General features: G+C 59.8%; 16 protein-coding genes. 14 read left to right on the forward strand and 2 right to left on the reverse strand.

All coding sequences use genetic code 11. The annotated features are described in order from the left end of the window. The first annotated feature begins 83 nt into the window (after positions 1-83). The 4 genes from ACQU6B_RS10145 (at position 84) to ACQU6B_RS10160 (ending at position 3,011) form a co-directional block, all read left to right on the forward strand. Positions 84-632: a hypothetical protein gene (locus ACQU6B_RS10145; RefSeq protein WP_430867432.1), complete on the forward strand. Its 549-nt coding sequence runs from the start codon at positions 84-86 to the stop codon at positions 630-632. Between the two features lie 209 nt (positions 633-841). Further along, complete coding sequence (locus ACQU6B_RS10150) at positions 842-1,759, forward strand: DUF3800 domain-containing protein (RefSeq protein WP_430867433.1); 918 nt, start codon at positions 842-844, stop codon at positions 1,757-1,759. 262 nt (positions 1,760-2,021) lie between these two features. Next, positions 2,022-2,759: a hypothetical protein gene (locus ACQU6B_RS10155; RefSeq protein ID WP_430867434.1), complete on the forward strand. Its 738-nt coding sequence runs from the start codon at positions 2,022-2,024 to the stop codon at positions 2,757-2,759. A 105-nt stretch (positions 2,760-2,864) separates the two neighbouring features. Next, positions 2,865-3,011 (forward strand): PLDc N-terminal domain-containing protein, encoded by a 147-nt coding sequence (locus tag ACQU6B_RS10160; protein WP_430869235.1) that lies wholly within the window; start codon positions 2,865-2,867, stop codon positions 3,009-3,011. Positions 3,012-3,623: 612 nt separating this feature from the next. Here ACQU6B_RS10160 and ACQU6B_RS10165 read toward each other — a convergent pair. Then, entirely contained in the window at positions 3,624-3,938 is a 315-nt protein-coding gene (locus tag ACQU6B_RS10165; RefSeq protein ID WP_430867435.1) for a hypothetical protein, read from the reverse strand. A gap of 1,070 nt (positions 3,939-5,008) precedes the next feature. On the opposite strand from ACQU6B_RS10165, the gene ACQU6B_RS10170 reads away from it, so the two are divergent. Further along, complete coding sequence (locus tag ACQU6B_RS10170; RefSeq protein WP_430867436.1) at positions 5,009-7,546, forward strand: hypothetical protein; 2,538 nt, start codon at positions 5,009-5,011, stop codon at positions 7,544-7,546. Positions 7,547-7,674: 128 nt separating this feature from the next. Then, entirely contained in the window at positions 7,675-8,529 is an 855-nt protein-coding gene (locus ACQU6B_RS10175; RefSeq protein ID WP_430867437.1) for a hypothetical protein, read from the forward strand. 1,718 nt (positions 8,530-10,247) lie between these two features. Here ACQU6B_RS10175 and ACQU6B_RS10180 read toward each other — a convergent pair. Next, positions 10,248-11,399 (reverse strand): thermonuclease family protein, encoded by a 1,152-nt coding sequence (locus ACQU6B_RS10180; RefSeq protein ID WP_430867438.1) that lies wholly within the window; start codon positions 11,397-11,399, stop codon positions 10,248-10,250. A 660-nt stretch (positions 11,400-12,059) separates the two neighbouring features. Between ACQU6B_RS10180 and ACQU6B_RS10185 the strand changes: the two genes are divergently transcribed. The 8 genes from ACQU6B_RS10185 to ACQU6B_RS10220 all read left to right on the forward strand — a co-directional run bounded on the left by ACQU6B_RS10185 (position 12,060) and on the right by ACQU6B_RS10220 (position 20,860). Beyond that, positions 12,060-12,167: a toxin-antitoxin system HicB family antitoxin gene (locus ACQU6B_RS10185; protein WP_430867439.1), complete on the forward strand. Its 108-nt coding sequence runs from the start codon at positions 12,060-12,062 to the stop codon at positions 12,165-12,167. Between the two features lie 739 nt (positions 12,168-12,906). After that, on the forward strand, positions 12,907-13,476 hold the full coding sequence (locus tag ACQU6B_RS10190) for a hypothetical protein (RefSeq protein WP_430867440.1): 570 nt from the start codon (positions 12,907-12,909) through the stop codon (positions 13,474-13,476). Between the two features lie 106 nt (positions 13,477-13,582). Further along, positions 13,583-13,786 (forward strand): helix-turn-helix transcriptional regulator, encoded by a 204-nt coding sequence (locus tag ACQU6B_RS10195; protein ID WP_430867441.1) that lies wholly within the window; start codon positions 13,583-13,585, stop codon positions 13,784-13,786. 2,506 nt (positions 13,787-16,292) lie between these two features. Beyond that, positions 16,293-16,574: a hypothetical protein gene (locus tag ACQU6B_RS10200; protein WP_430867442.1), complete on the forward strand. Its 282-nt coding sequence runs from the start codon at positions 16,293-16,295 to the stop codon at positions 16,572-16,574. A 158-nt stretch (positions 16,575-16,732) separates the two neighbouring features. After that, on the forward strand, positions 16,733-17,614 hold the full coding sequence (locus tag ACQU6B_RS10205) for a hypothetical protein (RefSeq protein ID WP_430867443.1): 882 nt from the start codon (positions 16,733-16,735) through the stop codon (positions 17,612-17,614). Between the two features lie 97 nt (positions 17,615-17,711). After that, complete coding sequence (locus ACQU6B_RS10210) at positions 17,712-18,563, forward strand: hypothetical protein (RefSeq protein WP_430867444.1); 852 nt, start codon at positions 17,712-17,714, stop codon at positions 18,561-18,563. 98 nt (positions 18,564-18,661) lie between these two features. Further along, a complete protein-coding gene (locus ACQU6B_RS10215) occupies positions 18,662-19,540 on the forward strand; it encodes a hypothetical protein (protein WP_430867445.1) in 879 nt (292 codons plus the stop codon). 729 nt (positions 19,541-20,269) lie between these two features. Further along, complete coding sequence (locus tag ACQU6B_RS10220) at positions 20,270-20,860, forward strand: hypothetical protein (protein WP_430867446.1); 591 nt, start codon at positions 20,270-20,272, stop codon at positions 20,858-20,860. Positions 20,861-20,878 lie beyond the last annotated feature (18 nt).

Raw genomic sequence — 20,878 nt, forward strand, 5'->3', positions numbered from 1 at the left:
AGGCGGAGCCTCAAACTCGATTGAAGCGCTATCGTCAAAGCACACTGACGACGCGCGCGTCGTTGTCGACCGAGCGGAGTGGCGTGGAGATTGCTGTTGGTTGGGCTCAGGTACTCGCGGCACTGGTAGCGGTGGTCGCATTGATCGTCACTAGCGTCTCGCGGCGCGCGGACGCCGAGCGAGCGGAAGTCGCTCAAGCCAATGCCGAACGGGCTGCCGAGCGAGCGGAAGCGACCTCGGCGCTGTCTATCGATCAGTTGAGTCGCATCGCCACGAGCATCCAGGCGCTCGAGCTTACAGTCGGGATTGATAGCGCGCCTGCGCATGTCGCCGCGGTGGCTTGGCGGTTGATACATCGTGCCGGCGATACCTACCATTTGGAGAACATCGGCGGCAAGTCCGCCCTGGACGTCATTGTCACGGGTCACGAGTCGCTATACCGGTTAAGTGATATCGAAGGTGATGTCTCAAGTCTGGGCCCAGGCGAGGCGGTGACCTTCTTCGCGTTGCGCTCGATGAGCACGAGTGACTCCACGATTACAGTGCAGTGGAACGAAGAGGGCTCACCTGATCGCGAGACGTGGCGGTACCCGTTGCCGCCGCGGCCGCCACGAGGGCGGAAGCGCGCTTAGTTGATACTCTGGCTAATCGATAGCCCGAAGAAAAACCCACTGGGTTGGGCAACGTTGCCCCCAAGAGAAACCGCTAGCGTGAAAAGAGTTTTTTGAGGTATAGTTTTCAGCAGGTAGCTAGAGATGAAATAGTTCTCCGAGCGCCGATTCGAGAAGCCCACGCCTAGTGCGTGGGTTTCTGCGTTTCAGTAGTAGGCCATAGTTGACTCATGTACCTGGCCTACATTGACGAGATCGGCGAACCTGGCGCGTTCGTTTCCCGAGACGACAAGAGGTACAACACCAGCGCCGCCTTCGGCTACGCAGGCTTCGTCCTACCCGATGGGAACGCGCGACACTTCGGCGCCAAATTCCAGCACGAGAAGAATCAACTGTGGAGCACAAACGTCGCTCGCGCGGACCACCCCGGCAGGTGGGAGAAGAAGGGGTCTGAGATTTTCCGGCCCGAGACGCCAGGCAGGTACCCCGAACAACTGCGCGTCTTTGACTCTCTCGTAAGGACGGTCCAAGGCTTCGGCGGTCACCTGTTCTATTACGCAGTCGAGAAGCCCATCGGGACGCCGAAGCAGACGCACTTGGATGTGGTCGCGCGCGAGTCCCTTGCGATGCGCGAAACCTTGAACCGTCTCGCACGCCATGTCGAGCGTCTTGACGGCAGCGACAACCTGATGGTCATCATCGATCAGATCACCGAGAAGACGCGCAAGGAGAGGTTGCGCGAGATGTACGCCCACATTCTTGGACGCGGGGCCGAGTACCCAGAGATGAGGCTCATCGTGGAGCCTCCAATGCACGTCGACAGCCAACTTAGTGCAAATGTTCAGTTCGCAGACTGGATCGCCGCGGCGTGTGGGCGCGCGATCGACTACCAGCTCATTGCTGACTCACGCCACCGCTGGATTACGCAGCACAAGACATTGCCATCCATAGGCGGCAAGTTCACAGGCCAGTCGAAACTGCACCTCTTGTCGAGCAGATCAGTCGAACATTTCAATCACTCTGAGATCTTCCGGCAGCAACGCCGCATCCACCCGCAACCACAGGGACAGCTCGTCGGGAACGCAGTGGACCCAAAGATATATCGTGCGATGCAGGCCGCTGCTGATCGCGCGAAGCATGGGAAGTAAGTTCTGCTGATCGCGCCTGCCGCCAGCCGGGATCTCATTTGTTTCACTCCCCCGACCATCGTAAGACCCGTATCAATGTTTAGATTGAATATGGGGGCTGCTGTAAGCGACCAAGCGTGACTAATTGCACTTCCGCCACCCGGCAAAGCACTCAATCAAACTATAGGTTGGTGACACAGCTTGCGGTCGTCGCTAGTGCGGAACCTCAAGTGAACGAAGCCACGACGACGTGGTGGACTAAACACAAGAAGAAGGACCAACTATGACACGAACTGGAGTTTGGGTGGCTACCGTCGCGGCCACAGCTTCACTGCTTTTCGGCTCGGGGCTACCTGCGGCCGCCAGCGAGCGGGACGATACTGGAGAATCGGCCTCGCTCGCGGAGTTCCGCTCTGACTTGGCCGTTGACGCGGCTCGGGGCGATAGTGAGGCAAAGAACAGCCTCTACAAGTTCGACAATCTCTCCACGGACGAGCGAAGCGATTTAGCAGCTTATTTCCTTGGCGAAAGCCCTGAAGACATATCTCCAGACGCTCGGGAAATCTCATATCTCAAGGGGTCCACTGAAATCGTCGAAGTTGGCGACTTTACCTGGGAGACACTCTCCCCGACTGCCACCAAACTGTCGCAGGAACCAACGGTCGTGGCGAAGGCCGCGATCTCGGGATCAAAATCAATCTCAAATACGTCGACGTTCAAGTTTGCCGGAGTCACGATAACGAAGACAAAAGTTTCGGGTAGCTACGAGTACACCGGCGGCAGCGCGACGAAAACGCTCACTTATGCGTGCACAGTTGTTCAGAACTATCAGCCATTCTCTGACATCAGCACCACCAAGAACGGTTCGTACGTTTCAGGGGGAACTGCCGATTTCGGGTGTAAGGTAGTTGTCAAGCGAGGTGTACCAACCCCATGGGGCACAATCGCATGGAGCACTAAAGAGGCCATTCAGTTCGTCCGCGGCAATGGCAACGGGGTAACGTCCTCTGGGTGGAGGTAAAAAGTGAATCCTTTGGTCCCGAACTTCGTCGACGGTTTCCTCACGTTTGCGGCGATAGCGGCAACTATTTTTGCTTTGGCTTCAATAGTTTCTTGGTTCCGCAGTGTGCGGGCGCCAGGGTTAGCTCAATTTGGTTGGCTCGCAGCGATATTGTTAATACCCATTCTGGGACCTGCAGCATGGTTCGTCTTTGGGCGCGCGTCCCAATTGGCGGCGATTAGATTCGACCGGGTGGGCGTGACCGCCAACTAAAGTCCCAGCTTCCGCAATGGCGCCGGTTCCACCACCTCTAACTGGAGGCGGTGGGATCGGCGCTTTGCTTTGACCACTGACTACGCCTAGTGATTCGTGGCCTCCACCGACGCGGATGGTCTTCGTGTCAGTAACCGCACCTACTCTGGCCAAATGCTCTGCTCCTCGTGCGGCTCTGCGCTCGATCACCTCGACTGGTGCGCGCATTGCGAGGCGAACGCGGACCGGCTGGACCCCAACCACAAGGCGCAGGTCACGGGCAACAGCAACTCTGGCCACTAGTGAGCATCACTATGGCCTCGCAATCCCTGTTCGCTACCTTGTCCGGCAGCCAATGGACAGTCCGTGATCCAGCCGGCGACACCGTCGCTTGGATATCGCCAGCCAGCCCTGACCTGTGGTCTGTGTCAGCGTGGGGGCCGTTCAGCCGCGGCACGTATGGCTTCCCTAGCGCTCGAGCTGCGTTCGAGGCGGTTGTGCAAGAACTCGGCGACGCATCCCCGGTTTGAAAGAGACAAAACCCCCACGCCGCGAGGCCTGAGTGCTTGGCCGTAGTAGACCCCAACCTCGCTCGATCACAAGAAGGTTGGGCTCTACGAGAAGTTTTGACCGTTAGTCCTGGATTTTCTTTGCGCCTTCGTACCAGTCCTGGGCGGCACAAACAGCGTCGTCGATGCTGTCGAAGTAGCTCACCCGGGCAGCCGAAAACACCGACGAATAGACGACGACCTGCTCTATGGCCGGCCCGAAGGTCCGTTCCGTCGGGTTCTTCTTGCGGTACCAGAAGTTGCCAAACTCGAGACGAACAGTCGCCTCCGCGGACTTGTAGCCGGCACCAGTGCGGGTGCTGTCCATGAAATGGTGCAGGTAAGCCAGGTCCAGGAGCAGTGCGAGTTCTCGTAGTTTGGCGATGTCAGATGGTTCCATGTGATCCCCGTTTGCTCGTCATTTCACGCCATTCGCCGATGCGGCGAGATGCGTGTTGGGAACCGACCGAGCCCGCGCATCTGCATTGCAACGCGAGAACTGTCGGAGAGAGAAAGCCGCCGAAGTGCTCGGCGTTGGGCGCGATACTGGCGCCCACGGGGAACACCAGCATAGTCCAACGGTTGCGGCACGAAACGGAGCCCAGCAACTCAGCGGAGATCAGCCGGGGAATCAGTCGACTAACGATTACGCGCATGGTTACTGTCAGGTTTCCGGGATTCTTTTCTGACACCAAAGGCTGAGCGTCCACGCTGGCACGCAGGTCTTCACCGGCAAGATGGCGCACCTCACTCGGGTGCTGATCTCTGCCGCCTTGCCCTAGCGAACGTCCTGAAGCGACTCGTGTTTAGTAGAGGGGAAGGCCTCCCGGCAACCACCCTCGTCATTGCAGGTCAAGTTGTCACCGAACCGTTCAGCAAACCTAATTGCACCTACGTACCGCTCCATCGACCGCTAACGCCCGTCTCCCATGTACTTCGTTCCCACGCCACTCCGTTGCGAGAACGTGGCACTTGCCCGCTCAGTGCGCTGCCTCGTCTTACCCGTCGCGACATTGCGGCGGTCACTGGAGGCCCCGGACGAAGCACACCTATCGGATCTAGACCGAGCGCCGGAGCCTCCAATAGCAGGAGCAATCACCCTGTCAGCGCGATGCACGTGTCGGAACGTTCTGGCAGGATGGGCACATGCGCCGATCTGCCTTCGTAGATGTCGCCTTCGATATCCTGTCGCGACGCTGTTGCAGATCCTCATGCTTGTGTCGAGCACTGCGATGACCGTCAACGGGAGGCGCAGGCCTGCGGGGCGGTACGTCAGTGGAGACGTCGCCACGTGCAAAGGGGTCGTGTCTGACATTGTTGTACCGACCACTGACTCGGCAGTGCTTGGCCCCGCCCGCGGGGAGGTCAGCCACCAATGAAGTCAGAACTCTCGAGCCCGAGCCAGCGCTTCACACATGAGTGCCAGAGTACTTCAGCGAGCAGGCAAGTTGCACGGAATCGGGGGAGCTAATGAGCCAGATGCTTGCATGGCAGTTGCGCCGAATCGGAACGCCGAAGTTCTGGAAGCGTCGGCAGCGTGTAGAGGACTTGAAGCGGCGGTGGCGATCTCGCATCTCGCATGCACGCACACGTATTGGCAAAGTTAGTGGCGGCTCGAGAGCGGGTTTGGCGCTCGTTGTCGGGAGCCTGGGGACGATAAGCGCAGCTGTTCTCGGCCTTGCCTCCGTCGAACTCGTCTGCCTGGTCATGCGCGAGACATCGTGGGGGGCGGCACAACCGATCTTCTCGCCCCCTATGGGCGGACTGCAAGACCCCGTCTCCACTTTCGTAAGCGCGGCAGCGGCCATTGCCGCGACACTTCTGGGTCTCTACTACACAACCGTGGGCGTTATCGCCTCAACGATTTACAGGTCCGTCCCGGGAGTTGTCCGCGACTTGTTCATTCGCGAGCGTTCGAGCGAGGCCTATCTGAAAGTGCTGGTCCTGACCACAACGGGTGCCGTAGCGATACTCGTCTACCGAGCGATGGGCTATGAAGTCACTGGTCTGACACTCTTTGCTCTAGGTGCGTTCACGGCACTTTCTGCAGTCGGCCTCGTGTTGGTGACGAAGCACATGTTCGACTACTTCGACCCTGCGCGGCTTTCCGCACCTCTACTCAAGCAGATCATCGATGGCATTCGCGTTGCCACCGGACCGAAGACGCGATCACTCGAACAGCGACAGTCAGAGGCGAATCTCGACACCTACCGCGCGCTAGCCTCGTTTAGGCACCTGACCGAGTTGATTTCCAGCCAGCCACTCAGAAATGCCACTGCACCGGTAAATCTGACGAGACAGTTGATCCAGGTTGTCTACGAGTACTCGGCCGTGAAATACAGAATTCCTACCGACTCGAACTGGTGGGATCGTGTTCCTCGCCACGTGAACTGGCTGACAATAGACCATACCCGCCTTGAAATGGCGCTTCACACATCGGTAGGCGCCCCACCTGAACTTCAGCCGGATTACATGTGGCTCGAGTCCAAAGTCGCAAATTTGCTGCGCCAGACACTGGCGATCGCGTTCAGTTCGCAGGCGGGCGCGAACGCATTGTCCGTTTCCGGGTCGATCGCAAACCTAGTAGGAAATCTCACCGCGCGGCTACAGATTGACGAAGCCATCGCCATAGAGACGGCGTGGGATGAGGTCGTGTCTAAAGTAACTACAACGCCCCAAGTCGCCGGTGGCGATGCCGCCGACTACGAAATTCGACTGAATCAGATGGCGGCAGCCGAGAGCTTGGTCCAACCGCTCACACTAATGCTGCTTGGGCTCTCGCGCGCAGCCGAGAGAATCTCATCTAGAGACCTTGCTGTTGACTTCGAAGAAGCCATCTCGAATCCGGAAAAACTGTATAGCGGCGAACTCCCGACGGAGACGCGCCAGATGTTGGAGAAGTTCTCATTGGCAATCGAACGCGAGAGGAAACTTGAGGGGCAACGTATCACCGCAAGGTGGTGGTTCTCCCATCTCGCCGCTCGGAGCATGGCCGAAGCACTACTGGCGACAGAGGCGGGCGTGCTGAAACAGGTAAAAGACAGGACCGTCCAGCAGGTCGACCTGTTCAGGTCGCAGAACCGCCCGGATCTCGCTGCTGTGACCGGGATGGCATCTCTGGAATTGTTCAACAAAATCGAGTACCACGAGCCGATCGTCAGGCGAGCCGAAGAGCATCTCGGAAAGTTCCGAAATCCGAACACAAGTATCGAAGGCTGGCCCGAGCGGACACAGGCACCGTTCAACGCAGCCGATGAGCACACCGAAATGGTCGAGCGCCTCGCTGAACTACTGCCTGACCTCTGGAGCAAACAGTTCGACCCACGAGAGCCGGATCTATATGGTCAGCTGTACCAGTTCGTAGTCAATGGAGCCTTCGAAGCGATCATCGGCGGCGATACTGCCCGTGGACTGAAAATGTACACCGCGTGCGTATTCGAGATGGATCAGGCGCGCGGCCGCATCGCGGCCGATTTGCATAAGGCGGGGGCAAGGGCACGCACGACGTTTGCTGTCGAACCAATCATTACCGTGATGGACCTCGCCGGGTACGCGCTCGTAATGTACGAACTCGATGGCGACGGAATCTGGCCGCAGATCAAGGACATCTGGGACCGCTTGCTCGGTAGCAAGCCGGAGCTGGCACAGTTCCTACTAGATGCTGCGACGTTCGTCGACGCCACCTACGCAATGACCCCGGGAGGACTCGTGCGCAGCCGTCGACAGATTAGCCTGAACCGCGTGTTCGAAGAGCGAGGCATCAGTAGGAACCGGGGGTTCGGATTCGACATGGACGAAGAGATGAAGGGGCCGCAACGAAGCCCAATAGTTTCTGCCTTGGCTCCCGGCGACTACGGATTACACGACGACCTTTACACGCTGTTCATCGCAGAAGTCCTAGTCGGAAAGCTCCCTCCCGGGGTCGACATCGGTCACAGGGCGAAGTCCCTTGCCGCACAGATCGCGCGATACCGCGCGGACGATGCCGAACAGGACAGGAGCGTCTAGAAGTGTTTGAGCACCCTTTTGACGGGATGATTGGCTCTCTTGGCGACCGCAATTGGCCGAAAGGAGACAGCGCCGCACGACCTATTTCTTCCCGAGCTCAACGGCCTGAACCGCGCGGGAAAGAGCACATGTTTTTCGAAGATCTTCGTACTCACGCATTGCCGTACCAGAGCACCCCCGGCGGCGGTTTCGTACTCGAAGTACAGCCAGCTGACACTGCAGTTACGCAACTCATCGCAGACGCGCTTCCGACAACCGGCTACGGCCATGGCATGCTGGACGACTCCTTCCGCGACTACATGGAATCCGCGCTCTGGCATCTTGGCGAAGGTGAATTGCACCTCGAAATCGAATACTTTCGTACCGACGAGAACGCAACGAGCCCGACTGCCTTTCAGATCCACATCCTTGAACCCGAACTTGTCGCGAGGCGCCTCGGTCGATACCGCTACCGCGCGCGGCACGTCGACTCACAAGGTCAATCCAGGACAGTCGACGAGCCGATCGACGCCGATACGCTCGTGGTCGCACGTCTACCAAAGTCACTGCGCCGGCAACTCAACAGAACGCTAGCGGCGATCCGCGCCTCCGACGACGACATCCTTGTAATGTCGGACTTTACTTTGGGGAAGCACGGTCAGGACAGCGGCTTCAATTTCACAGTGTTTCAGCAAATGACCAGCGACATCGTGCTTCGGGCTACTCGCGAGACAGGCTGGACGGGCAGGTCGATCTACACCGAGCACTGCCTTGACCCCCAAAAAGCTTGGCGCGCAATACAGTTCGAGCGTCTGGTTGCGACTCTCCGCGAGGCGGCGCTACTTGGCCTCAATGAAGCCATAAGCCGCGCAGGTGTCAAACTCGGATTCACAGCTTTGCTGGCTTTGTCTGGCGTACGGAAGGCGCAAGAGCTCGACCAGATGGAACGTGACCTCGATTCCGGTACTCGCTCTATGGCAGATCTGCTGAGTCCGGGTTTGTGAGGCTGGCCGTCCACACGTTGGAGACACGCGCATTTCACCGGTGATTGACGAAGCAGTAACCACCAATTGCGAGGAACTTCGCTGTGACCGTGGACTGGCATGAGGAGCGCCATGGAATACGCTCGCTTAGCAACGCGTGGCCACCGAGAGAGTAGAGTTCTGCGCGCTTCCCTCGGTTGAGAAGTGCGCACAATTGCAGCGATTCTGTCGCGCAACAGTTTGCGTGGACTTGAGAAGAATGACACTAACTTGGCGGTGGCGGCTGGGCGGCGGAATTGTCGAATGTATGCCTGTTGAGAATGCGATGCGACACAGTTCCAATTTCAGTATTGGGGCAGTCAAGTTCTGCATTTTTTCTGCAATCTTGAATTGATTCCAATGGAACCCTTTTGAATCGCCCTGTTTCCTCGAAGGCGTGTATCATCGGCGAGTGCATCTAAATTCGACTATCACTCTCATCGCTGAAAGCTGGTTTGTGGTCAAGGGCGCTACTTTCAGTGCATGGGACGCAGCACTGTGGTCAGCAGTTGCGGCGGTTTTCTCAGCAGTGGCCGCAATTGTGGCAGCGCTGATTGCACTTCGAGGGCACCGCGTGAGTGGCGCAATTCCGACTTTCGAGATTGAGGTCGTGTGGCTGGAGAAGAACACCTTGGTGCTCAACCAGACAGAAATGCGCGCCTTCGGAGCGACGTCAGGATTCGACCGCGACTACGAGTTCCTTCAAGTGCTCCGTGTCCGAGTTCAGAATGGCGGGCGCACCCCATTCACCGTCAAGCGCCCATCGTTTGTCTTCGCTCGAACCTGGGCTCGCCCAGCTCGGTGGTTCGCAAGAGAGCGGCCCAGTGACGAGAATGCTGTTGCCGGAGCCCCTCTCCGAATTGACGGAGGGTGCACAGACGCCACGGCACGGGTTGAACCCTACGACTCGGTGACTTTCTACCTCGATCTATGGCCCTGTAATGCCGTCTACGTTTCGGATGAGTCAGAGGCATGGATGGATCACTATGCCACCTATGTGGCTCTCGAGGTCGCCGGGTATCGACGGAGGTTGCTCAAGCGACTAAAGCGCCCCTCGCGTCCTACAACCCCTCCGATCGATCCCGACTACTACTCACACACTGGAGGTACAGGCATTCCGCCTGAGCCAGGCTCTCAGGCCTATGTGGTGCGAATTACCGCGCTGCACGAACTCATGAGAATGCAGCTCTTGTGGGGCATCGCACCTGACTCCCGCATGCCCAACGAGGGCTCACTATCGTCGTCGCTTCCCACCGCAAATCTCATTGCAACGTATTCACCGAGCGAACTCGACTACGCAACTCTTGAGAGATGCATGGAGAGGGCGGGCTACCTGGGACCTAAATACGCTCCGCACATGGTCAGCATCGCTCTATGCCATGTTGGCCTACCATCGCCATGGTCCTTGCAGCGGGCAAACTAGGCACTCGGCCTGCACTGTGAGGAAATGCATGCTGTTGCCGATCCTTGGGGTATGACCGGTCGGCCGGTTCAAAAAGCGCGAGTATGGGCGTCGTGGCTTGCATCCGAAAGAATGCCGAGTGGCCAGGCGTCCGCACACGATGCGTTGAACGATCGAGTAATCCTTGGCCATCGTCGCATTTGTTCAGTTGCATACGGATCCGGAGGATATCTGAGTTACCTAAATCCACCGCGGTAGCAGAGTTATCGAGGCTTCGCTAAGTGGGCACGATCGCGTCTCAGCACCACCTGGTGGGGCAAAGCGAGTCGGGGAAATCGAACGACCAATCTGATGGCGCTGAGGAGTTCGCAGCCTTGCGCGCCGCCTCACGATCACGAGTCTCATGCGTGGCTCGCGCGTCGACGACCATGTCGCCAAGGCCCGCACCTGACTGAGCGAGAGTGCGTTCGATCAGACTCATGCGATCACTGCGCTCGCGTCCGTCATCGTTGTATCGGTCGTCATCTTCGAGGAGAATCAGCCCCGTCGCGGCGAACGCACAGGCTGCGTCAAAGCCTGGATCTCCTCCGGTGTCGCGGTACGCCTTTTCTCGTAGGTGCCACCGGTATCCGTCACGTGAGTCGTACCGAGCCTCGGCAAGATCGGATAGCAGCAAAGAGTATCCGACGTCGGTGCCATCTGCGAGTTCTACGTAACGCAGGGATCGACCGTACTTGTCTGTGGGTTCATGCGTCCACGCACTGCGCAGAGTGATGGTCGCGCCCTCGGGAGCCATTGCCTGCACCGCCGCCAGAGCCTCCTCGGCCTGGGAGCATGTTTGGGACATCTCCGGGGTGTCGATGCCGATAAGTCGAACGATTTCCCCGGTGCTTGTCTCCATCGTGTCACCGTCGATCCAGCGTTCGACGCGGGCGTTGTCCTGCCCGGTGCCTGTCGTCATCAGATCATCACCGAGCGTGAGCCGCCAGCCAGTATCGGCCTCCACCGCCTCCGCGTCCATTACCAGCTGCTCGTAGACACCGTTCAGGGCTGTCGGCGCGGCCTCAAGCGTGATTGCTGCAGCCTCATAGTCGCGTGCACCGAGTTCGAGCTTGCCTGCAGTGATGGCTCCAGCTGCCGCGCTAAGCTCCGCCGGCACCGCCGACTCAGCAACCGGGTAGGAATCAGCGAGGCGCTGCAACTCGTCGGCTGATTGCTCCGCCACCGTGCCCCAGTACGAATCTGGCGCGCTCCAGCGGCTCATTTCCCGCATCCACAGGTTCACCTCCTGCGCCTTCGCGGCATCTGCACCTACGGGGTCTAACTCGCTTGCAGCACCACGGGTGATCGCCGGGGCCTGGACCTCAGGTGAGGTGGACGAATCAGCTTCAGGCTCGATCGGTACGCAAGCCACTAGTACAAACGCCGCACTCGCGGCTGCAGCAGCCACGTAGATCATCCTCACAACAACTCTCTCTCTGCTTTTACACGCCTGGCTCCGCGGCCAACCGTCCAAGAATACCGAGCCGTCCGAGGGCAGCCAAAGCGCACGTCGACGTACAGAACGTACCCGCGCGGAGGCGCAGTCTCCGCGGACTGCGCACGGTGGACCCCTAACTTGCTGACGCAAACGCGCAGAGTATGCCAGGCAGGTCATCCATGTCCTCAGGGGTGATGATGATCAGTGAGAACCCATGCTTGTCGGCCAGCGCATGTTTGTGCGCCGTCTTCGCCGCGTAGTTGGCTCGCACTCGTGAGGCACACCATTGCTGCACATCCAATCGTCAACATAGCGTTCCATCAACGACCGGCAAGGGTGACCATCTGCGGCGACAGTGTGCGTGCCGAACGACGGTCGCCATGCCGTACTGATCAAAACTTCGGCTTCGAGAAGCCTCTTCCACGACCTACCCGCTGGAATCATAATCCGTGCGGCCATCGCTAGATCGGTGCTCGCATCCGCGGCCCCGACCAACGGCGAGGCCAGCCATGCACGCGGCGCAGCTGGAGCCCCCTGGTAGCGCGAACCGGCAACCCTAGCGGTGCATCGCCGGCAGTAGCCGTCCCGACCGGCGCAGAGGTCGCAGAGGTCGCAGAGGTGCTCCAGGATATGGCCACTAGCGGCGAGGCGGCGCTACAGCGGATCGGTGACCGGCAGTACTCGGGGCGCTTCCAGGTACGACTCCCGCCCAAGGTACATCGAGCGCTTGTCATCTGAGCCGCGGAGCAGTCTCTCTCGCTTAACCTGCCTATCTCAGATCGCATGTCCTCGATCTGATACGGGCCCGGAGGCACTACCGAGCGACGATGCCGAACGAGGCGGTGGACGCAGTGGCGCACAATGTTCGCTTTGCCTCGGGTTTCTTGCGCCGAGGGTCCACCTGGCAACGCAAGCGTGACAGGATAGTTGCGCAAACTGAGTAGCTTTACTACTACCAAGGAGTGGTCTGCGCTTTGTCTGATGAGGTCGAACAGAACGTCGCCGCCTACCGCCCACCTGCGCGTGAAGTGCACCGTTTCGCTTTGAAAGTGCCGCACGTCGACGTGAGCGTCGCAGACTGGTGGGCTTCCCAGTTCGATCCCTCGGCCTCCGTGAACGCCCTGATTAGGGCTGAGATCGAGCGCCACGGCATAACTGACACGGTGCACCGCCCTGTGGTCGAACGCGACCAAAGTGGAAGTGGTTCGTAGGCGCCGGGAATCTCTTTGCGACGGCTGTCGTGGATGGTTTCGTTAGCTAGCCAGAGGCTGTCAAACAGCGCGAGCGTGACCCCAATCGCAGCGCCGAAAGCATCGCTCAACGACCGACACCACGGATGGAACTAGCGAACCGCAATTCTTTGCATCGGACACGCCCGGCGGTATAGGTCAATGTTCCATTGGTAGATCAGGGGAAGCGTGATTTCCGTTTTTGGGGCTTCCTTGATTCGGGCCTAAATTGCCCCAAACTGGGCACTATGACATGGACAAGCAAGCATGACGAATCCTTTTTTTGCGTCGAGATTCACGAGATTTGGGCGGAGGATCCTGCCCTAGTTCAAGGGTTCCGTGGCGAGGTTCTCGACATCTCCCCCAGAGATCTCAGTGAGGGAGTAATCGGGTCGCTGGCTGGCTACATTGCGAGAGGCCCGTGGCGCGATTTGCTCGCCTTACAGGAGGGCTTGCCCTATAGCGACCTGAGAGTCGCACCTGCTATTGCAGACAAGCGCGAGTCAGACGCCAGAGACAACTCGGTGTCTGTTGTTGTCCTCGTCAAGTGGCTGGTGCTTAGCGAGCCCTATCGTCGCCGCGGATTGTCGCTCACTATCCTCCTGAAGGCTCTCGAGGAGTTGGGGGTTGAACCATCTGGCGCCTTGGTTCTGATCCGGCCCGAACCCTTGTCGGCCGACGGCACAGGTGGCCTACCTGATGGATCCGAGAGTGACCAAGCGCTGGTGCGCGTGCATAGTGCGATTCGCGACGCCGGTTTTGAGCCATGGGAAGACGGCCCGATATGGTCGCTGGCGATCAACGGGGACTGCACGTGAGCCCTCGCGCGTTTCGACACCAATTCCTGTGCGGCCTATGGACGGCGATCGCATGACTGGAGCGAAGCCACTTCAGCCGAAGGGGACTGGCAGTGCAGCGTCGCAAGTGAGGACCGTTCAACCCGGTCGCCTCTCTGGCCCAGACGCTGCGCTGTACCTCGGCGTTGCTACGCAGACGCTGGCGAACTGGCGCAACCTGGGGCGAGGCCCCAAGTACATGCGCCAAGGTCGCCTGCATGCTCGGGTCTACTACAAAATCGCGGACCTTGACGCCTGGATCGACGAGGACCACGAAGTTCTCACCCCTTAAATCGCACCACTGGCTTCAACCCGGCAAGACCCTTCAGCCCGCTCATGTCGCAACCTCGGTTGCTTCATGAGCGGGTTCATTTTTTCTCTGGCTGATCGTTTCCGGCGGCCGAGCGCGCCGGCGAGCTGGCTGTCTGGTTCAGCCGTCTGGCCGCGCTCCCGCCCGCAGCGCGCGGCAGCGTGATGCGGGCCGCCCGGATCTCAATCCGCTTGCCGGTGATGCTGCGGTGTTGTAGCCGCTCGGCATGGCTCGCAAGCTAACCGGGAGCCACGGCAGCCTGTGGTGCTCACCGCGAGGCGGCCGATGATGATGCAGCGTCGCCGCCGGTGACGGCTGACAGTGACTGCGACGTCCTGGAGGCCACCGTGAAGCCGGTTTTGCCTGCCGCTAGCGTGCCACTGTGATGCCGCTGGCGTGCCGTTGGTATGCCGCTACGGTGCCGCTGTCATGCCGCCACGGTGCCGCTGTCATGCCGTTGGTGTGCCGTTGTCATGCCACTACGGTGCCGCCACGGTGCCGTTGTGGTGCCGCTACGGTGCCGCTACGGTGCCGCTGAAAAGCCACTAGATAGCCACTGGATCGACCGCTTTTTCGGTGTTCCAGCCCCTCCAAACCACTCGGCTCCCCTGATCAGAACGCTGATCCAGGTCGCGCCGAAATTCGTGGATCCCACGGCGGCCGGCCCGGCAACCAGATAGCCGGCAGTGATGCTGCCTGAGCGGTCTCCGACCTGGGCCGTGACGCTGAGACCGTGCTGCTTGGTCATGCCAGCCTCTGCTGATTCAACAGCGGCTTGTGCTGAATACCCGCGGCGGCCATGTGACCGAGCACCCGACGCCTTCGCTGCGTTATGAGCCTCGAGGTCGAGGCAGTGCTGCGACGGCGCTGCACAGCGCCGATGAGTGCCGTAGCGCTCACCCCTCAGCGCTTGAGGCTGCGGTGATCCCACGCCAGAGCACAAGCCTGCAGTGATGCTGCCTGAGCCGTCTCGAGACCGCGGCAGGCGCTGTGACTCAAGACCTGCGGCCGATGCTGATCTCGCTGCCAGTGACGTCGTATGAGCCGTGCGGTGACGTAGCCCCCGCCGCTGAGCTGAGACGTCATGCAGATGCGTTGCGGCCCTGGGCGCCGTGCCAGGCGGCGCGCGGATCTAGGTGCTGCATACGCGCTGCAGCAGGCGATGCTCAGGTGAGGCAACAGGCGCTGCCAAGTGTCGCAGCGGTGCTGCTTCGGCTGCTGATGCAGCCACTGAGATTCGACCCCTCCATAGAGGTGTCATTGTGGTGGCATGCTCTCCCGATGATGATGCAACGGGCTCTGAACAATCCCTTATTTGCAACGATGACAACGGCCGCCTGGACGGCCGTTGACGGCTCCATGAGCCAGGGACGCTGATAGGTCGAAACGGTCCCTGAAAAGGCGCTGAAACAGACCCAAATGCTGTGCGTATGCAGAGGGGCACATCGCTTCGCGCTGCGTATACGCACAACCGGAGCCTTTCCCGTGTAAACGAGGGGGCACAGCCGGCATCCGCATGCGCGTATGCAGATAAAAGCGGTGTGTATGCAGATGATGTGTATGACCTCGTTTCCCCTGATAGATAAGGGATTCAGACGTCAATCCACCGCTGAGGCGGCGGATGTTCCAACAATGATCAAAGGGCATAAGCCGCACTGCCACCTCGCTTCGCTTCGGTGGGTCGGCAGAGCCGACCGCGCTCACGCTCCATCCTCGCTCCGCTGCGGTGGTTCGTGACCCCTCCTCGCTGCGCTCGTCAGGGGTCTTACTGCGTCGCTTCGCTCCTTGCCCTCAACGAGCCCGCTGGGCTCGTTGAGGGTGCCCCCGCCCTGCGCGCGGCCGGCTTCACTTCGCAGCAGCTTCGCTGCGGCTATTGCAAGGCAGCAGAGCTGCCTCGGGACATCAAGTGCACGGACCTTTCGGCCGTGCGATTCGATGTAGCGACATGACCACTGGTTCATGACCGCACCTACGAAGCAAGGTCCGCCACTTCTGCGATAGTCAACGCCGAGATCCGCCAGCGCGCCCCTGAGGCCCGCGGTTCTAGGGGCTCGCGACGGACGACCACCTCGGCAAGTAAGACGGGCTCTTGTCGACCCCTGATGGGTTCGTCCGCGACCCAATGACATGTATTCATCTTGAGCCGGCCAGTGTGTGCGTCAGCAGCCTTGGTAGCGCTCGAGGGAGGGCTAGCTCCCTAGACGGGCACTCGCAGAGCCTGTGTTCACTGAAGAATCACCGCTCAGCGGAGTCGGCAGGGCCGACCCGGGTGCGCTGATGAAACTACTCCACCCGGTTTCTACGGAAGTAGCCTCCGGTTCCAAACGACGTGCGCTTTCGGCCTGATGGCCTCACGCGCCACAGTGCGTCTTCACGGTTGGCATCAGTCAGGGGCTGATGCGGGCAGGTCCGTGGAACAGAAGGCAGCCCAACGCCGCCGAAACCCCAAAACATCCAACAATCTTTCGTCTAAATGAGGAGCCTAATCATGACCGCAATCATTAACGACAACATTAACGTCGGAATTAACGAGATTCCTGACCCTTCAGGGCAACTCCTCGGCCTGGTCCACTCGCAGGAGCTCTACCAGCAGACCACGGCGACCAACACCGACCCGATCATGACCTGGATGCGTACGCGCGCAGCGGTCGACCCCAAGATCGTGTGTCTGGTCGCGCAACTGGGACTCAATGCGTGCTGCGGCGTCAGTACCCGCTTGCCAGAACCCAGGCACTCCCCTTACTTCACTGGTAAGTCCCTCGCTGTTTAGAGACATGACCAGTAAATGCATGACTTCCGCTGTAGAGTGACGCGAAACCAGAGCACATCGCAGGACGCAGCGCGAGCAGCCGTGACGCGAACCCGGGCGGCGGTGGGCTATAGCTCGACCAGCCGGCGTATTGCAGTGAACCCCAAGGAGAATCCGACATGGCCGCCTTTATCCGTCAGTCGTTAACGGTGGGCGCACTCATTGCGACCACCGCTCTTGTCCTGAGCGGTTGCTCCGCGGACTCGGACTCCCCCAGCTCGCCCTCCGCAACGGTCGGGCAGTCGATTGAGCCGACGGCCGCCCCGTCGGAACAGGCCGGCGGTCAGGAGTGGGTCGCGACCGACAACTACCTGGCGGTGCCCGTCGGCATCACGTTCCCGTCGCAGACGGACCCGAACTACGTATTCTCTGACGAGCCGCAGGGCGCTGCTGAGCAGTGGATTTTTGACAACGCGCCTGAGCAGTGGGCTCTCGGCGTGCGTGCGGTCTCGATCCAAGGAACCACAAAGGGCTACAACTACGAGGATTCACTCATCCCGTCGGTGCTGGTCCAGTACATCAACGGTGAGCGTTATGAGGGCACCGAGTCCATGCCGCTCGGCTTCCGCGGGCAGATTGAGGACCCAGGGACTATCCCTGCTGACGCTGTTGACCGGAGACTCGCGGGCCTAAAGGACAGCTCGATGACCGAAGCCGACCCCGGCAATAACGGTCGTGGCGGGTACATCGTGGACATTGTCGAGCAGATTGGAGCCCGTGGTGGATCCGGTGGTGCGAAGCTCTATATCAGCGACTTCCGCTCTGGAAGGGACACGCCGGCGGCAGGAGAGGAGCCTCGCAATTTCCCGACCTGGGAAGCCGCGTGGGCCTATCTTCAAGAGAACGGCTTCACCCCGAACTCCGAGGGTGCTAGAACCCTAAACCCTGGCGAGATTGCGCAGATTATGGCCACCGACGCCGGAGAGAAGGCTGGTGACCCGTATGTCGCTTACGTCTACGACCCCAGAGTGGGTGACTTCGTAGTCGGGGCATCAAACTAGAGCGCACCTCAACCACACCCCGTCCGGCACTCGCCAGGCATGCCATTGCACTGCACGCTGCCCGACCTATTGCTTTGAACCCCAAGGAGAACCCGACATGGCCGCCCTTATCCGACAGTCGTTAACGGTGGGCGCACTGATTGCGGCAGCCGCCTTGAGCCTGAGCTCCTGCTCATCGACCACGGACTCCTCCGACACAGCGTCCGCAACGGTCGGGCAGTCGATTGAGCCGACGGCGGCCCCGTCGGAACAGGCCGGCGGTCAGGAGTGGGTCGCGACCGACAACTACCTCGCGGTCCCGGTGGGAATTACATTCCCCTCGCAGACGGACCCCAACTACGTCTTCTCGGATGAGCCTCAGGGTGCGGCCGAGCAATGGATCTTCGACAACGCTCCTGAGCAGTGGGCGCTCGGTGTTCGTGCGGTTTCGATCCAAGGAACCACAAAGGGCTACAACTACGAGGACTCGCTCATCCCGTCAGTGCTGATCCAGTACATCAATTGTGCGCGGTACGAAGGAACTGAGGAGATGCCTCTCGGATTCCGCGGGCAGATTGAGAACCCAGGGACGATCCCTTCGGACACGGTTGACGAGTTTCTTGCCGCAAAGAAGGACAAGACCATCTTGGAGGACTCGGGAAACTTCGGCCGCGGCGGCTACGCGGTCAGCATCGTTGAGGAGATTGGGCCTCAAGGTGGAATTGGGGGAGCGACGCTCACGATTTCCGACTTGCTCGGAGGGTCGGATTCCCCCGCCTCCGGGGAGAAGCCGAAGAATTTTATGAACTGGGAGGAGGCGTGGGCGTACGTGCAGGACAGTCGCTTTACACCCAACGCGGACTCGGCCCGCTCGCTCAACCCCGGGGAGATTGGACTCGTCCTCGTCTCTCGCATAAGTGGCGATTCCCTCATCTATGACTCTCGCGCCGGCGGGTTCGTCGACTACTAAGCCCTTCCTCAAGCCACACCCCGTCCGGCACTCGTCAGGCATGACATTGCACTGCACGCTGCCCGACCTATTGCATTGAACCTCAAGGAGAACCCACCATGGCCGCTTTGAACAGGCCGAAGTTGGCGGTGAGCGCCCTCATCGCGACAACGGCTCTTATCCTGAGCAGTTGCTCGTCGGAGGCAGCCTCGGACTCCCCCGCCTCGGCGTCACAATCGGCTGAGCCGACAGTGGCGTCAACTGTGGCTCCGTCTCTGGAAGCTAGCCCGCCAGCGACCTCCCCGCAGGAGTATGTCCTGACGACCGATGGCACCGTGCCTGACGGAATGGCTTTCCCTTCCACACAAGATGACTACGTCTTCTCCGCCGAACCGCAGGGTGAGGCTGAGCAGTGGATTCACGACTCCTACCCTGAACTCTGGGATGCCGGTGTGAGGGCTGTGGTTTCCAAGCAGGAGCCAAACTGGGACATGACGGGCTATCAGCCGTCAACGCTTGCGCAGTACGTGGACGGCGTCAAGTATGTCGGCTCAGAGAAGCTACCCCTCGGGTTCGGCATTCACGCGTCGAACGTGAATGAGTATCGTGCGGACGGTCACGCCGCGGTGGTTTCCGGGATGAAGGACTCCTCTCAGAACTCCCTTGAGACCGGAAACCCAGGTTTCGGTGGCTACATGATTTCGATCCTGGAAAACCCGCAGAGCAAATTCAACGGCGGGAATGATACCGAGGTTCAGTTCGCTCGCTCGGGCATTTCGGGTAGCGTTCTGAAGGTTCCGACGATGTTTGAGTCTCCCGAGGAGGCCTGGGCTTGGGTCCAGGACAACAACTTCACTCCGCCTGGCGGCGATCGCGCACTGACAACGGGTGAAATCTCCGCCGTCAAGGTGATGGATGAGACTGGTTCAAACCAGTACAACGTGAAGGCGCTCAACCCCACGACAGGCAAGTTCGAGACTGTCACCACCGTCGGGTAACTCGCCGCACCTCTTCAACCACAGCCCGTCCGGCACTCGCCAGGTGGGGTGTAGTGCGTTGCAGGAGGTTGAGGCGACCCCTCCCAGCCTTGCGTGCAGACGCGAGGCTCGCGGCGGAAGCGAGGTCGAATGCCGCTCAACCCAAGACCACAATCGCCGCCGCCCAATCGGCGCCATCTACCGGTAGTTTGAGGGTCTCGACCTGAGTCGACCAGGTATAGCGAAGAGACCTCTAGTCAACCTAGCCTGGGGCCGAAGCCGCCGAAGCCTGGTCACCTGGGGTCCTTCTGACCTGTTCTTCACCACTCGGACTACGGCGATCCACCGGGTGGAGACAAACGACCTCGTTCCGGGCAGAAGACTGCCCAAGCGAACCTGGGACGGGTCCCCGATCTCTGAGATTGCAATTGATTCTTGACGTGCCACCACTCCGGGGCTCATCCGAAATTTATCGCACTCCAAGATCCACCCATATTGGTGGCGCAATGTTTCAGAGCGTCCCTCAATGACGGCGTCTCGCGTGCACAATCAACATTAAGAGCTAGGATCTTTTAGGCAGGGTGCACATTCACCCTGCGGACCACAAAAGACTAATTGCCCTGCTTAGCGCCCTCTAAAAAACACGTTCGCTGCTCACTTGAAAAAGATCTTGCCAGGCAACAACCGGCCGATCGAGTGCGAGTGCCATGGCGCTTTACGACACCCCTCGCACAAGGAGATGACCCGAAAATGTGGATTCCACAAACTGCAGTGGCGCTACTCGCGCTAATTCTGGCCGTGGCGGCGTTCGTCCGCACTCACCACCTAGTTGCGCGCGCCGACGTCACCGACGGCGTAATGCGATGGCATGCGCTCTTCGATCAACGGAACTTACCCTCCGCCTCAGCAAGATTGCGCGCGCAGGGAAGCTATCTCAAGAGCTCGAACAATTGGCAATTCAGTACCCCCGCCACCGCGGAACAAGCTCAAAGTGATTTTGGAGCTGTTGTATCGATGCTTGATGCTGCCATACCCGTGGTGGCTTTGGCCCAACGGCACAAGTCAACCTGGGAGGACCTCGGCCCTCATATGCTCGGCAGGCTGCAGAATCTGGCCACGGCGGTAGCCGAACTGCGCTGGGAGGCGAGCAAGTGTCAAAGCACCTGGGACGCGCTCACCGTCTACGATCAACTTGAACGGGACTTCAAGGAGACCATCACGACCCTGAACTTGTACCACGCCGTGAGCGACCACACAGATGGCGGTGCCGGGCTTGATTACGAGCACCCAGATCCCTATGAGTCAAACCGCAAAAGTAGAGCAGCGCGGCCCCCGTGCTAGCCACTACTTTCGCTGCGC

The sequence above is a fragment of the Demequina aurantiaca genome, assembly GCF_050598105.1.
GTDB classification, from domain to species: Bacteria; Actinomycetota; Actinomycetes; order Actinomycetales; family Demequinaceae; genus Demequina; species Demequina aurantiaca_A.